At 65.6% G+C, this 12,923-nt stretch carries 12 protein-coding genes and 1 tRNA gene; 4 read left to right on the top strand and 9 right to left on the bottom strand.

The features are described 5' to 3' along the window. Positions 1-23: 23 nt before the first annotated feature. Genes pgmG through KYN89_RS06830 form a run of 3 tightly spaced genes read right to left on the bottom strand, consistent with a single transcriptional unit; the run spans position 24 to position 2,529 of the window. Entirely contained in the window at positions 24-1,427 is a 1,404-nt protein-coding gene (gene pgmG, locus KYN89_RS06840) for a phosphoglucomutase/phosphomannomutase PgmG (RefSeq protein WP_222824396.1), read from the bottom strand. Further along, positions 1,424-1,720 (bottom strand): DnaJ domain-containing protein, encoded by a 297-nt coding sequence (locus tag KYN89_RS06835; RefSeq protein ID WP_222824395.1) that lies wholly within the window; start codon positions 1,718-1,720, stop codon positions 1,424-1,426. The genes pgmG and KYN89_RS06835 overlap by 4 nt, the downstream gene beginning before the upstream one ends. After that, positions 1,717-2,529 (bottom strand): division plane positioning ATPase MipZ, encoded by an 813-nt coding sequence (locus KYN89_RS06830; RefSeq protein ID WP_197634930.1) that lies wholly within the window; start codon positions 2,527-2,529, stop codon positions 1,717-1,719. Before KYN89_RS06830 ends, KYN89_RS06835 begins: the two co-directional genes overlap by 4 nt. Positions 2,530-2,613: 84 nt before the next feature. On the opposite strand from KYN89_RS06830, the gene panC reads away from it, so the two are divergent. Continuing rightward, positions 2,614-3,477, top strand: a complete 864-nt coding sequence (gene panC, locus KYN89_RS06825; protein ID WP_222824394.1) for a pantoate--beta-alanine ligase — start codon at positions 2,614-2,616, stop codon at positions 3,475-3,477. A 187-nt stretch (positions 3,478-3,664) separates the two neighbouring features. Here the strand turns inward: panC and KYN89_RS06820 are convergent. Beyond that, positions 3,665-3,738 (bottom strand) — tRNA-Gly (locus KYN89_RS06820). A 112-nt stretch (positions 3,739-3,850) separates the two neighbouring features. Here KYN89_RS06820 and cysD point away from each other — a divergent pair. From cysD to KYN89_RS06805, 3 genes are read left to right on the top strand one after another with little or no spacing between them, the layout of a single operon-like run. Further along, positions 3,851-4,753: a sulfate adenylyltransferase subunit CysD gene (gene cysD / locus KYN89_RS06815; RefSeq protein ID WP_222824393.1), complete on the top strand. Its 903-nt coding sequence runs from the start codon at positions 3,851-3,853 to the stop codon at positions 4,751-4,753. Then, positions 4,753-6,681: a sulfate adenylyltransferase subunit CysN gene (gene cysN / locus KYN89_RS06810; RefSeq protein ID WP_222824392.1), complete on the top strand. Its 1,929-nt coding sequence runs from the start codon at positions 4,753-4,755 to the stop codon at positions 6,679-6,681. Before cysD ends, cysN begins: the two co-directional genes overlap by 1 nt. Continuing rightward, entirely contained in the window at positions 6,678-7,424 is a 747-nt protein-coding gene (locus KYN89_RS06805) for a 3'(2'),5'-bisphosphate nucleotidase CysQ (protein WP_222824391.1), read from the top strand. Before cysN ends, KYN89_RS06805 begins: the two co-directional genes overlap by 4 nt. Before the next feature lie 9 nt (positions 7,425-7,433). Here the strand turns inward: KYN89_RS06805 and KYN89_RS06800 are convergent, their stop codons facing one another. The 5 genes from KYN89_RS06800 to KYN89_RS06780 all read right to left on the bottom strand — a co-directional run bounded on the left by KYN89_RS06800 (position 7,434) and on the right by KYN89_RS06780 (position 12,902). Further along, positions 7,434-8,084 (bottom strand): OmpA family protein, encoded by a 651-nt coding sequence (locus tag KYN89_RS06800; RefSeq protein ID WP_248285058.1) that lies wholly within the window; start codon positions 8,082-8,084, stop codon positions 7,434-7,436. 38 nt (positions 8,085-8,122) lie between these two features. Then, on the bottom strand, positions 8,123-10,024 hold the full coding sequence (locus KYN89_RS06795) for a cation:proton antiporter (protein ID WP_222824390.1): 1,902 nt from the start codon (positions 10,022-10,024) through the stop codon (positions 8,123-8,125). An 87-nt stretch (positions 10,025-10,111) separates the two neighbouring features. Continuing rightward, positions 10,112-10,669, bottom strand: coding sequence for an adenine phosphoribosyltransferase (locus KYN89_RS06790; RefSeq protein ID WP_222824389.1), 558 nt, complete (start codon positions 10,667-10,669; stop codon positions 10,112-10,114). Positions 10,670-10,691: 22 nt separating this feature from the next. Next, positions 10,692-11,561, bottom strand: a complete 870-nt coding sequence (locus KYN89_RS06785; RefSeq protein WP_222824388.1) for a cytochrome c1 — start codon at positions 11,559-11,561, stop codon at positions 10,692-10,694. Positions 11,562-11,612: 51 nt separating this feature from the next. Next, positions 11,613-12,902 (bottom strand): cytochrome b, encoded by a 1,290-nt coding sequence (locus KYN89_RS06780; RefSeq protein ID WP_222824387.1) that lies wholly within the window; start codon positions 12,900-12,902, stop codon positions 11,613-11,615. Positions 12,903-12,923 lie beyond the last annotated feature (21 nt).

Raw genomic sequence — 12,923 nt, 5'->3', positions numbered from 1 at the left:
CTCCCCTTCTTGGTTTCTCGGCGTCAATGCCCCGCCTGCGGCCCGCGTTCGAGGCCCGACAGCGCCAGTTGCTCGTCGATCTGCTGCATCAGTCGCGCAAGGCCGGCCTCGCTGTCGCTTTCGGCGCGCGCAACCAGCACGTCCTGCGTGTTCGAGGCGCGCAGCAGCCACCAGCCGTCATTGGTGGTGACGCGCACGCCGTCGGTCGCATCGACCTCAGCCGGGGAATTGGCCAGCCGGTCGCGCACCTCCTCGACCGCAGCAAACTTGCGGGTCTCCTCGACCTGAAAACGCATTTCGGGGGTGTTGACCATGTCGGGCATCGCCCCGCGCAATTCGGTGACGGAACGCCCCAGCCGCGCCGATGCCGCGATCAGCCGGACCCCGGCGTAGAGCGCATCGTCGTAGCCGTAATAGGTATCGGCGAAGAACACGTGCCCGCTCATCTCTCCCGCGAGCGGCGCGCCAGTTTCCTTCATTTTGGACTTAATCAGCGAATGGCCGGTCTTCCACATCACCGGCTTGCCACCATGCGCCTCGACATGGTCGAACAGCGCGCGGCTGGCCTTCACATCGGCGATAATTGTCGCCCCGGCGCGCCTTTCCAGCAGATCCTGCGCATAGATCATCAGCAGCTGGTCGCCCCAGATCACGCGGCCTTCGCCATCGATCGCGCCGATCCGGTCCCCGTCGCCGTCAAAGGCAATTCCGAAGTCGAGCTGCTTGTCCGCGACCAGCGCGCGCAGGTCCGCCAGATTCGCCTCGACCGTCGGATCGGGATGATGATTGGGGAAGGCGCCATCGACCTCTGCGTAAAGCACATGATGCTCACCCGGCAGCCGCGCGACGAGCTTTTCGAGCGCGGGACCGGCCGAGCCATTGCCCGCGTCCCAGCCGATCCTGATATCCGCGAGCGAGGCCGGGTCGATCCCGTCCAGCCCTTCCAGCAACCGCTCGACATAGGCGTCGATCAGCGGGCGATCGACAACGCTGCCGGTGCCATCCTCCCACTCGCCCGCGGCGGCCACTTCGCCGAGGTGCTGGATGTCCGACCCGAAAAACGGGCGGCCCTGAAACACCATCTTGAAGCCGTTGTAATTGGGGGGATTATGGCTGCCGGTTATCTGGATGCCGCCATCCACATCATCCGCTGAGGCTTCCGCGTAATAGAGCATCGGCGTTGGGCCGAGCCCGACCCGTACGACATCGCACCCGCTCGCGGTCAGTCCCTCGACCAGCGCGTGTTCGAGCATCGGCGAGCTTTGCCGCCCGTCATAACCGACCGCTACGCGCGATCCGCCGCTGCGTTTGAGCATCGAGCCGAAGCTGCGCCCGATCGCGCGCGCATCGTCCGCCTCAAGCGTTTCGCCGATAATGCCGCGGATATCATATTCGCGCAGAATGGTCGGGTCGAAGGCGTGGCTCATCTCGGTTTCTCGCTTGGCGGAAGTTGGTCGATCAGGATGTCGCGCGCGGCGTTGGCCTCGTGCACCTGGGCTGCGCTGCCACCCCGGTCCGGGTGGACTTGGCTTACCAGCCGCTTGTGCGCCTCGATGATCTGCGCGTGGCTGGCATCCGCAGACACATCCAGCAGCTTGCGCGCACGAAACACCGCCTGCGATCGGGTCGGGGCCGGTTTGAGGAAGTCCCATGGCCATCGCCCGAACGCCCAGCGGCAAACCACGCTGAGCAAGGCGGCGATGATCAGGAACCGGATCATGCAGCTTCCAGCGCTCGATCGGCCCCTTCTGGCACCGGCAGGTTCAGGTTCTGGACCAGCTGGCGCAGCTCCTGCCGCGCGACGAGATGGCTGGTCCCCAGATCGCCCAGATGCCCCTTGTCGAGCAGGGTCAGGCCCGAGGGGAACAGCTCGCGATAGATCACGCGCTCGGACAGGCCCGAGGAGACGCGGAAACCGACCCGCTTGCTCAGCTCGGTCAGCGCGCGTTCGATGCGGACCATGTTGCGCGCCTCGGTATGGCCGGTGCGGTTGCGCACCACCACCCAGTCCATCTGCGGGCGGTTCTGCTCGATCGTGGTTTTGCTGCGCGCCAGCCGCGCCTCCCAGATCGCCTCGGCATAGAAGCTCAGGCGGCGGACCTTGAAGCTTTCCGCATCGACCTGGCCGATCAGGTCGAAGTCGACGAAACTGTCGTTGAGCGGAGTGACCAGCGTATCGGCTTCCTTGGCCGCATGCTGCGCCAGCGGATCGTCGCGACCGGGCGTGTCGAACAGCAGGAAATCGGCATCGGCGGCGAGTTCCTTCGCCTTTTCCTCCAGCGCCTCGGCATTCCCGCCTGCAAACACCTCGCACCGCGCGGTCGGCAGCACGATACCGCGCCGCCGTGCGGTTTCGTCGCGGTTTTCGAAATAGCGGTCCATCGTGCGCTGACGGTGGTCGAGATCGATCGCAGCCACCCGCGCACCCTGATAGGCCAGCGCGACCGCCACGTGGACTGCGGTGGTCGATTTGCCGGTCCCGCCTTTTTCGTTGGCGAAGACGATGCGATGGGGGCGGTGGCCAGTCACGTGCGCGGCGATCCTTTGCTGATTGCGGAACAGGGCCAGCCAAGGCTAGGCCGTCGCCAATCATCTATCGGAGGGGTCTGACCCATGCAATCGCTTCACCGGCTGGATCACCTGCGCAGTGCCATCGAGGCCTGGCGTGCGAAGGGCGAGAGCATTGCCTTCGTGCCGACCATGGGCGCGTTGCACGAAGGGCACCTGACTCTGGTGCGCGCAGCCCGCGAAAAGGCGGACCGCGTGGTGGTGTCGATCTTCGTCAACCCGACCCAGTTCGGCCCGAACGAGGATCTGGACGCCTATCCGCGCACGCTGGAGGCGGATTCGCGACTGCTCGAAGGCGAAGGCGTGGACGCGCTGTGGGCGCCCAACGCGGAAGAGATGTATCCCGATGGTTTCGCGACCAGCATTTCGGTCGAGGGCGTCAGCGCGGATTTCTGCGGAGCGAGCCGCCCGGGCCACTTCGCCGGGGTCGCCACGGTGGTGTGCAAGCTGTTCAATCAGGTCCGCCCCGATGTCGCTCTGTTCGGCGAGAAGGACTGGCAACAGCTCGCGGTGATCCGCCGCATGGCGCGCGATCTCGATCTCTCACTGCCCTATGCGGACGCGATTCTCGGCGTGCCTACCGTGCGCGAGGCGGACGGGCTCGCGCTGTCGAGCCGCAACCGGTATCTCGACGAGACCGCCCGCGCGCAGGCCGCGGTGCTGCCGACTGCGATGCGTCAGGCGATCGCCCGGATCGAAGCAGGCGCGCCCGTAGGCGCCGCGCTGCGCGATCTGGAGCACAGGCTGATCGAAGGCGGATTTTCGAAGGTCGACTACGCCGCGCTCGCCGATGCGGCCTCACTCGACCGGATCGATACGCTGGGCAGTCGCCCCGCCCGCCTGCTGGTCGCCGCGCATATCCAGGCTACGCGGCTGATCGACAATATGGCGGTGGGTTCGGGTCGCTAGCGGGCCCCTCGACCAAACTGCGTTTGGTCCCCCTCCCCGTACCGGCAAGGAATTGCTGACCTCCATCGCGACGCGATGGCAAGCGCGACCGCGCGTCCGCAGGTGCCGCGCAGCCGGAACGCAGTCCCGGCGGAGCGAACAGCACCGAGGAAAATCGAGAAAAGCTTCCAGATTTTCTGCGAAAAACTGGAGCGGGTAAGGGGAATCGAACCCCTCTAGCCAGCTTGGAAGGCTGGAGCATTACCACTATGCTATACCCGCCCGCTTCAGGATCATGCCTTTGCCACCGGCGATGGCGGGGCGTCAATCGCTTCTGGCGCTTCAAGCCATTCTATCTTGGCGCTGCGGGCATCACCGGCCATGTGAGGCCGCGATGTCTGCACTTACCCATCTCCAGCGCCTCGAGGCGGAGGCGATCCATATCATGCGCGAGGTCGTGGCGGAAACGCAGCGGCCCGTGATGCTCTATTCCGCAGGGAAAGACAGCGCGGTGATGCTCCATCTCGCGCGCAAGGCGTTCCACCCGTCCGCCCCGCCCTTCCCGCTGCTGCATGTCGATACGACGTGGAAGTTCGGCGAGATGTACGCGATGCGCGACAAGTCCGCCGCCGATGCCGGGATGGAACTGCTGGTGTGGCAGAACGCCGAGGCGAAGGAGCGCGGGATCAACCCGTTCGACCATGGCGCGCTGCATACCGACATGTGGAAGACGCAAGGGCTCAAGCAGGCACTCGACCACTATGGCTTCGACGCGGCTTTCGGCGGCGCGCGGCGCGACGAGGAGAAGAGCCGCGCCAAGGAGCGCGTGCTGTCCTTCCGCACCGCGACCCACGCGTGGGACCCGAAGAACCAGCGGCCCGAATTGTGGAACCTGTATAACACCCGCAAGGCTCCGGGCGAGAGCATCCGCGCCTTCCCGCTGTCCAACTGGACCGAGCTCGACATCTGGCAATACATCATGGCCGAGGGGATTGAGATCGCCTCGCTCTATTTCGCCGCCCCGCGCCCGGTGGTGGAGCGCGACGGGATGCTGCTGATGGTCGAGGACGAACGCTTCCCGCTGCGCGAGGGCGAGCAGCCCCAGATGCGTTCTGTCCGCTTCCGCACGCTCGGCTGCTATCCGCTGACGGGTGCCGTGGAGAGCGAAGCGGCGACCGTGCGCGACGTGGTGCAGGAAATGCTGCTGACCACCAGCAGCGAACGGCAGGGCCGCGCGATCGACAAGGACGAAGGCGGTGCCGGGATGGAGAAGAAGAAGGCGGAGGGGTACTTCTGATGGCCGACGCCGAAGACCGGACCTACCGCCCCGATGCGCTGATCGCGCGAGATATCGATGCCTATCTGGAACGCCATCGCGACAAGGGGCTGTTGCGCTTCATCACCTGCGGCAGCGTGGATGACGGCAAGTCGACCCTGATCGGACGGCTGCTGTACGATTCGCGCGCCGTGTTCGAGGATCAGCTCGGCCAGCTCGAAAGCGACAGCGCGCGGGTCGGCACGCAGGGGCAGGACCTCGATTTCGCGCTGCTGGTGGACGGCCTTTCCGCCGAGCGCGAGCAGGGCATCACGATCGATGTCGCCTACCGCTTTTTCGCCAACGAAAAGCGCAAGTTCATCGTCGCGGACACTCCGGGGCATGAGCAGTATACACGCAACATGGTGACCGGCGCATCGACCGCCGATGCCGCGGTCCTGCTGGTCGATGCGCGCAAGGGCGTGCTGGTGCAGACCCGGCGGCACGCGTTCCTGGCGCAGCTGCTGGGTATCCGCCACGTCATCCTCGCGGTGAACAAGATGGATCTGGTCGATTACGACCGCGCCACCTTCGAGGCGATCCGCGACGATTTCGCCGCCTTCGCGAAGGATTTCGGGTTCGAGGGTCTGACCGCAATCCCGATCTCGGGCTTCAGGGGCGATAATGTCGTCGAACGCTCGGCCGCGACCGATTGGTACCAAGGCCCAAGCCTGGTCGAGGCGCTGGAGGCGGTGCCGCTGGCGGGCGAGGATGCGCAGGCGCGTCCGTTCCGGATGACAGTGCAGTGGGTCAACCGTCCCAACCAGGATTTTCGCGGGTTTGCCGGGCTGGTCAGCGATGGCACCGTTCGCCCGGGTGACGCGGTGCGCGTGCTCCCCTCGGGCGCGCAGGCGACGATCGAGGCGATCCATACCTTCGACGGGCCGCTGGAACAGGCGGTGGCCGGGCAGTCGGTCACGCTGACGCTCGCCGAAGAGGTCGATTGCAGCCGCGGCGACGTCATCAGCGCTGCGGACGATCCGCCGCAGGTCGCCGACCAGTTCGAAGCGAGCGTGGTGTGGATGGACCAGACCGCGATGAAGCCGGGTCGCGGATACTGGCTCAAGATAGGCACGCGCACCGTCACCGCGACGCTCGCCGCGCCCAAGTACGAGATCGACGTCAACAATCCCGCCGGATCCGGTTCCCGGCTGGCGGCGAAGACGCTGGAGCTGAACGGCATCGGGGTGCTGGAACTGCGCACCGACCGCCCGATCGCGTTCGAGCCCTATGCCGATAGCAAGGCGCTGGGCGGGTTCATCCTGATCGACAAGGAACGCGATGCGACGGTCGCTTGCGGGATGCTCAACTTCGCGCTGCGTCGCGCGCAGAACGTGCACTGGCAGCCGACCGACATCGCGCGCGAGCATCATGCGGCGCTGAAGAACCAGACCCCGCGGGTGTTGTGGTTCACCGGGCTTTCCGGCTCGGGCAAGTCGACCATCGCCAATGCGGTGGAGAAGAAGCTGGCATTGATGAACCGGCACACCTTCCTGCTCGACGGAGACAATGTGCGCCACGGGCTGAACAAGGATCTCGGCTTCACCGAGGCCGACCGGATTGAGAATATCCGCCGGATCGGCGAGGTTGCCAAGCTGATGGCGGATGCAGGACTGATCGTGCTGACCGCCTTCATCAGCCCCTTCCGTGCCGAGCGGAAGATGGTCCGCGACATGCTGCCCGAAGGCGAGTTCGTGGAGATTTTCGTCGACACGCCGCTGGAAGTGGCGGAGGAACGCGACGTGAAGGGCCTCTACAGGAAGGCGCGAGAGGGCAAACTGAAGAACTTCACCGGGATCGACAGCCCTTACGAGCCGCCCGAGCAACCGGAGATCAGGGTGAACACCGTCGACATGAGCGTGGACGAAGCCGCCGACCATATCATCGCGCAGATCCTGCCGCTCAAATGAGCTTTGCCGAGGACACCAAGCTGGCCGCAGCACTGGCCGAGGCGGCCGGGCGCATTGCGCTGGCGGTGCGCGCGAGTGGGCTGGTCGAAGGGCGCAGTCTGGGCGATGCGGGGGACAAGGCGGCCAATGCCTTCCTGATGCCCGCGTTGCGCCAGCACCGGCCCGATGACGGAATTCTGTCGGAGGAGAGCGAGGACAGTGCCGAGCGCCTCTCGCACGACCGCGTCTGGATCGTCGACCCGGTCGATGGCACACGCGAATTTGCCGAGGGACGCAGCGACTGGGCGGTCCATGTCGGCCTGTCGATCGACGGCGAGGCGCGAGTGGGTGCGGTGGCCCTGCCCGATCTGGGCATCGTCCTCTCCAGCGATCCGGCAGAGGCACGGGCAACCGGGAAGACCGGCAAGATGGTGGTCAGCCGCAGCCGTGCGCCCGCTCTGGCAGAGGACGTTGCGCAGAAGGTCGGGCTGGAGCTGGTCGGCATGGGCAGCGCAGGCGCCAAGGCGATGGCCGTGGTGCGCGGCGAGGCGGACGCCTACCTCCACAGCGGCGGGCAGTACGAGTGGGACAATTGCGCGCCGGTTGCGGTGGCACAGGCGCATGGCCTGCACTGTTCGCGGATCGACGGATCTGCGCTGCGCTACAACCGCGCGGAGGCGCTTTCGCCCGACCTCTTGATCTGCCGCCGCGAGCTGGCCGAGCCTTTGCTCGGCGCCATCGCGAGCGCGCAGGCCAGGGTCTGATAACCCCGCCTAGCGCGCCCCGCCCGGGCCGGACGCGCTTGGCGTGGGCGAGGTGCCCGGTGCTGGCGAGGATGGCGGACCGGTGGGCGTGGGCGTCACCGTCGGCCCGGGATCGGGAATGGTCGCGCCCTTTGGGACCAGAATGGTGATCTCGACCCGGCGATTGGCCGCACGGCCCCGCTCGTTGGGTTCACCATTGGGCAGCAGGTTCGGCTGGACAGGATTCTGCGCGCCGAAGGCGATGATGCTGATCTGGTCCTCGGTCAGCCCCTGCTCCATCAGCCAGTCGGCGACCGCCTGCGCACGCTCTTCCGACACGCGCATGTTGACCCGGTCGGGGCCGCCCGCGTCGCTGTGCCCGCGCAGGATTACCCGCTCGACCTGCTTCCACTGATCGGTGCCGAGCAGGCCGTTGAGTTCAGCCATCGCGGTCTCGTCCAGCTCGGTGCCACCGGCCCCGAAGGGGATCGTGGTCCGCAGCGGTTCGAGCGCGATCGGCGGCCGCTCCACTTCGATGTCAGGGCGGATGATCGAATTGTTTTCCGGCGGGCTGTCGCTCGCGGTCGCGCTGGGCGTCGGGGTCGGCGAAGGGCTCGGCTCCTCGCTGTTGCAAGCCACGAGCAGCGCGCCCAGCGCCAGAACAATCATCGGGCCACGCATGGCCACCCTCCTTCGATTACCAGTTCGTATCAGCTCACTCATGCCGGTTTGGGCTTCCCGCCCGCCTGCCCGGGCTCCCGCTTGTCAGACGGCTTCTTGCCCGCGTCCTTTTGCCCCGCCTCGCGCTTGGCCGATTCGGCCTCCGCGCGTTTGAGGTGCTGGGGCGTATAGGTGATGACGATATCCCCGGCGCGCGGTTCTGGCCGGGCCGCGTGGGTGAAAAAGCGCATCGTGCCGTTTTCGCGCAGCAGAAGCAGCATGTTGGCCTTCTCGCCCAGCTTCTCGCGCGCATCGTCGATAGTGAATTCCTCGGTCAGCTTGGTCCGGCGGAAGACCCAGCCTTCCTTCTGTCGCTGATCGACCTCGGCCACCCCGAAACCCGATTCGAACAGCGCGCGGCCGCGCAGGCTGCCCGGGAGCGCACGCCGGTCGTCCTCGACCGCTTCGCCCAGCTGGTACACGCTGTCTCGCCCGATCTCGTGCGCGAACTCGTTGCAGACCAGTGCGTTATACGCCTCGTTCTCGGTCGCGGCGACCAGCACCTGATAGGGATTGAGGTCGAGATTGTGCTCGGTCGCCTCGTTGAGGAATTCGCCGTGATAATAGGGCAGGCCTTCGCGCCGTGCTGCGGCAAGGCGCTGCCAGCTCGAATCGACGATCATCACCGGGGTCTTGAGCTCGTGCATCTGCTTGGCGAGCGCGATCGTCCACGGCGTGCTGCCCGCGATGATCAGACCCGGGCGATCCGTGCCTTTCACCTTGAGCAGCTTGGCCACGAGATCGACGGTGAAGCCGTGCGCGACGATGGTCGCGACGACCACCGCGAAGCTCAGCCCGATCAGCACGTTGCCGTCGCCATAGCCTAGCTCGCTCAGACGCAGGGCGAACAGGCCGGAGATGGCGACCAGCACGATCCCGCGCGGGGCGATCCAGGCGAGGAACAGGCGCTCGTTCCAAGGGATCGGACTGCCGAGCAGGCTGATCAGCACGGTCGCCGGCCGGACGAAGAACAGCAGCGCGAGCAGGAAGGCACCGAAGCGCCAGTTGAGATATTGCAGATCGTCGTAGCTGAGCGAGGCGGACAGCAGGATGAAGATGCCCGAGACCAGCAGAACCGCGATGTTTTCCTTGAACGGGTGGATACTACGCAGCGACGAAACGTCCATATTGGCCAGCGCGACGCCCATCACGGTCACCGCGACCAGCCCCGCCTCGTGCTCGATCATGTTGCACACCACGAAAACGGCGATCACGAGCGAGAACAGCACCGGCACCTTGAGGTATTCGGGCACCGCGCCGCGCGGGAAGAGGTAGGAGATGACCCACGCGGCGGCATAGCCGATCAGGCCCGAGATCACCGCGGCGAAGATCAGCGGCGGCACCACCTCGAACAGCGAGGCGCCCGGACTCTCCGCGATCTTGCGGAAATATTCGTAGGCGATGACCGCGCACAGCGCGCCGGTGGGATCGTTGACGATTGCTTCCCACTTGAGGATCGAGGCCGGCCGCGTCTGGACGTTGGACTGACGCAGCAGCGGCAGGACCACGGTGGGCCCGGTGACGACGAGGATTCCGCCGAACAGGATCGCCACCGGCCACACCAGCCCGGCGACGTAGTATCCGGTCGCCGCACCGAGCGCCCAGCCGACCGCAACGCCGATCGTGGCGAGCCGCCAGACCGCGCTGCCCGAATGCTGCAGTTCACGAAAACTGAGGCTGAGGCCGCCTTCGAACAGGATCAGGGCGACCCCGATTCCTATCATGGGCTCCAACAGGGAGCCGAAGGTTTCTTCGGGATCGAACAGGCCGAGGATCGGGCCGGCGAGGAAGCCCGCGGCCAGCATCAGGACGATGGCAGGCCAATTGGTCCGCCACGCGATCCATTGCGCGCCGATACCCAGCGCGCCGACCGCTGCGATTACAACTGCTGCCGTTTGCATGGCGAGATCAGACCCCCTTCGATCCGCTAGCAACGGTGCCGAAAGGCAATACGTTCCACAAGCCCCTGAAGAAGCTGGCGGGTGTCGCTAGTCGCCGTCGAACGAAACCAGCGAGTGGACCGGGATATCCGCATCGCGCAAGCGGGTCGATCCGCCGAGGTCGGGCAAGTCGACCACGAACAGCGCGCCCGCCACATGCGCCCCGGTGAGCTTTACCAGCTCGGCTGCCGCCAGCGCGGTGCCCCCGGTGGCGATGAGATCGTCGACCAGCGCAACCCTTGCTCCGGGCGCCAGCGCGCTCGGGTCGAGCTCGAGCCGGTCGGTGCCATATTCCAGTGCGTAATCGACGCCGATCGTTTCCACCGGCAGCTTGCCCGGCTTGCGGATCGGAACGAAGCCGAGCCCCGCGTGGATCGCGACCGCCGCGCCGAAGATGAAACCGCGCGCTTCCATCCCGGCAATCACGGTCGCGCCCTGATCGCGCGCCATATCGGCCAGCAGCGACACGCTGGTGCGCAGCGCTGCGGGCTCGCTCAACAGCGTGGTGATGTCGCGGAACTGGATGCCCGGCTTGGGAAAGTCGGGCACCGTGCGGATGCTGGCCCGCAGCTGCTCGAGGTCGAGCGCTGCGGGAGCATTGCTCACGGAAGCATCAGCCGGGATGGGCTCAGGCCTTTTTCGGCTTCACGCTCGACCAGACCTGCCGCTTCGCGAAATAGGCCAGAACCGTTGCGAACAGCAGGAAGACGAGGACTGCGAAGCCGGTCTGCTTGCGCTCGACCAGCTTGGGCTCGGCGGTCCAGGTCAGGAACGCGGCGACGTCTGCCGACATCTGCGACACCGTGGCTTCGGTACCGTCGTCGTAGGTCACCTGTCCATCCACGCCAAGCGGCGGAGCCATCGCGAGGTTTAGGTTGGCGAAGTACGGGTTGAAGTAGAGCCCCGGCGGCGTCTGGAAGTCGGGGAACTCCTCCATCAGGCGCTTGCCGTCCTTCTCGAAGGTGGCCGGATCCGTATAGCCGGTCAGCAGCGAATAGACGTAGTTGCTGCCGTGGTGGCGCGCCTTGGTCATCAGCGAAAGATCGGGCGGGATCGCGTTATTGTTCGCCGCGGCGGCAGCCACCGCGTTGGGGAACGGCGAGGGGAAGTAATCGGTCGGTTCACCGGGACGCATGACGCTTTCGCCGGTGTTCGGATCGATCCCGGGCACCTGCTTGGTCGCGGCGAAGGCCTTCACCTGTGCTTCGCTGTAGCCGATCTCTTCCAGATCGCGGAAGGCGACGAACTTCAGGCTGTGGCAGGCCGAGCAGACTTCGCTGTAGACCTTCAGGCCACGCTGCAGCTGCGCGACGTCCCACTTGCCCACGGGGCCGTCGAACGAATAGCCGCCTTCGGGGCCGTGCGCGTCGAGATGGAACTCGTGGTCGGCCGAGTGCATGGGCTCTTCGGTCAGCCAGGTGGTCGCACCCATGACGAAGGCGAGCAGGACGACGCCTGCAAAGACGAGTCCGGCAAGGGCGGAAAGAATGCGGATCATCGGGTGTCCTTAACGTTTATCCGTCGTCACTAGGCAATCGGTGGCCGACCGTCAGGTCGCGGGCTGGGTGTTTTCGCCCAGCACGGCCTTCTTGTCGGACCCCAGCACAGCCTCGGTAATCGAGTAGGGCAGGGGCTTGGGTTTCTCGATCGAGGAAACGATCGGCAGGATCACGAGGAAGTGCAGGAAGTAGTACGCCGTCGCGATCTGGCTGATCATCACATAGGGCTCTTCAGCCGGCGCACCGCCGCAGTAGAACAGCACCGCCATGTCAACCAGCAGGATGATGAAGAAGGTGCGGAACAGCGGGCGGTAGTGGCCGCTGCGAACCGGCGAACGGTCGAGCCAGGGCAGCAGGAACCACAGCAGGATCGAGCTGAACATGGCGAGCACGCCCCACAGCTTCGCTTCGAGGATGAAGTCGAAGGTGAACGCACGCAGGATCGCGTAGAACGGATAGAAGTACCATTCGGGCACGATGTGCGCGGGCGTCGAGAGCGGGTTCGCCTCGATATAGTTGTCCGGGTGGCCGAGCATGTTCGGCAGGAAGAACACGACCACGCAGTAGATGATCAGGAACACGCCGAGCCCGAAGCCGTCCTTCGCCGTGTAATACGGGTGGAAGGGCACGGTGTCGCTTTCGCTCTTCACTTCGACCCCGGTCGGGTTGGACGAACCGGGGATGTGCAGCGCCCACACGTGCAGGATCACGACGCCCAAGATCACGAAGGGCAGCAGGAAGTGCAGGCTGAAGAAGCGGTTGAGCGCGGCATTGTCGGGCGCAAAACCGCCCAGCAGCCAGATCTGGATCGGCTCGCCAACGAAGGGAATGGCGCTGAACAGGCCGGTGATGACCTTGGCGCCCCAGAAGCTCATCTGACCCCACGGCAGCACGTAGCCCATAAAGGCGGTCGCCATGGCAAGCAGGAAGATGACCACGCCGAGCAGCCAGATCATCTCGCGCGGAGCCTTGTACGATGAGTAGAAGAAGCCGCGGAAAATGTGGAGGTACAGCACGAGGAAGAAGAAGCTGGCACCGTTGGCGTGCATGTAACGCAGCATCCAGCCCCAGTTCACGTCGCGCATGATGTGCTCGACCGTGCCGAAAGCGACCTGGGCGTTGGCGGCATAGTGCATCGCCAGCACCACGCCGGTGACGATCTGCAGCACCAGACAGAACCCGGCGAGGACGCCGAAATTCCACATGTAGTTCAGATTGCGCGGCACCGGATAGCCCGCGCCCACCGCATTGTAGACGAAGCGCGGCAGCGGCAGCTTCTCGTCAACCCACTTGGTGAACCCGTTTGCCGGGGTGTATTCCTTGGCCCAGGGAAAACTCATCGCTCTCGTCTTTCTCTTGCC

This window comes from Alteriqipengyuania abyssalis, assembly GCF_019857185.1.
GTDB lineage: Bacteria > Pseudomonadota > Alphaproteobacteria > Sphingomonadales > Sphingomonadaceae > Alteriqipengyuania > Alteriqipengyuania abyssalis.
The sequence above is the reverse complement of the archived record's forward strand: the minus strand, read 5'-3'. Positions and strand labels throughout refer to the sequence as shown.

Excerpts from the sequence above, each read along its gene's own strand:
- pgmG (WP_222824396.1), bottom strand. The coding sequence starts at position 1,427 with ATGAGCCACGCCTTCGACCCGACCATTCTGCGCGAATATGATATCCGC.
- KYN89_RS06835 (WP_222824395.1), bottom strand. The coding sequence starts at position 1,720 with ATGATCCGGTTCCTGATCATCGCCGCCTTGCTCAGCGTGGTTTGCCGC.
- panC (WP_222824394.1), top strand. The coding sequence starts at position 2,614 with ATGCAATCGCTTCACCGGCTGGATCACCTGCGCAGTGCCATCGAGGCC.
- cysD (WP_222824393.1), top strand. The coding sequence starts at position 3,851 with ATGTCTGCACTTACCCATCTCCAGCGCCTCGAGGCGGAGGCGATCCAT.
- cysN (WP_222824392.1), top strand. The coding sequence starts at position 4,753 with ATGGCCGACGCCGAAGACCGGACCTACCGCCCCGATGCGCTGATCGCG.
- KYN89_RS06805 (WP_222824391.1), top strand. The coding sequence starts at position 6,678 with ATGAGCTTTGCCGAGGACACCAAGCTGGCCGCAGCACTGGCCGAGGCG.
- KYN89_RS06800 (WP_248285058.1), bottom strand. The coding sequence starts at position 8,084 with ATGCGTGGCCCGATGATTGTTCTGGCGCTGGGCGCGCTGCTCGTGGCT.
- KYN89_RS06795 (WP_222824390.1), bottom strand. The coding sequence starts at position 10,024 with ATGCAAACGGCAGCAGTTGTAATCGCAGCGGTCGGCGCGCTGGGTATC.
- KYN89_RS06785 (WP_222824388.1), bottom strand. The coding sequence starts at position 11,561 with ATGATCCGCATTCTTTCCGCCCTTGCCGGACTCGTCTTTGCAGGCGTC.
- KYN89_RS06780 (WP_222824387.1), bottom strand. The coding sequence starts at position 12,902 with ATGAGTTTTCCCTGGGCCAAGGAATACACCCCGGCAAACGGGTTCACC.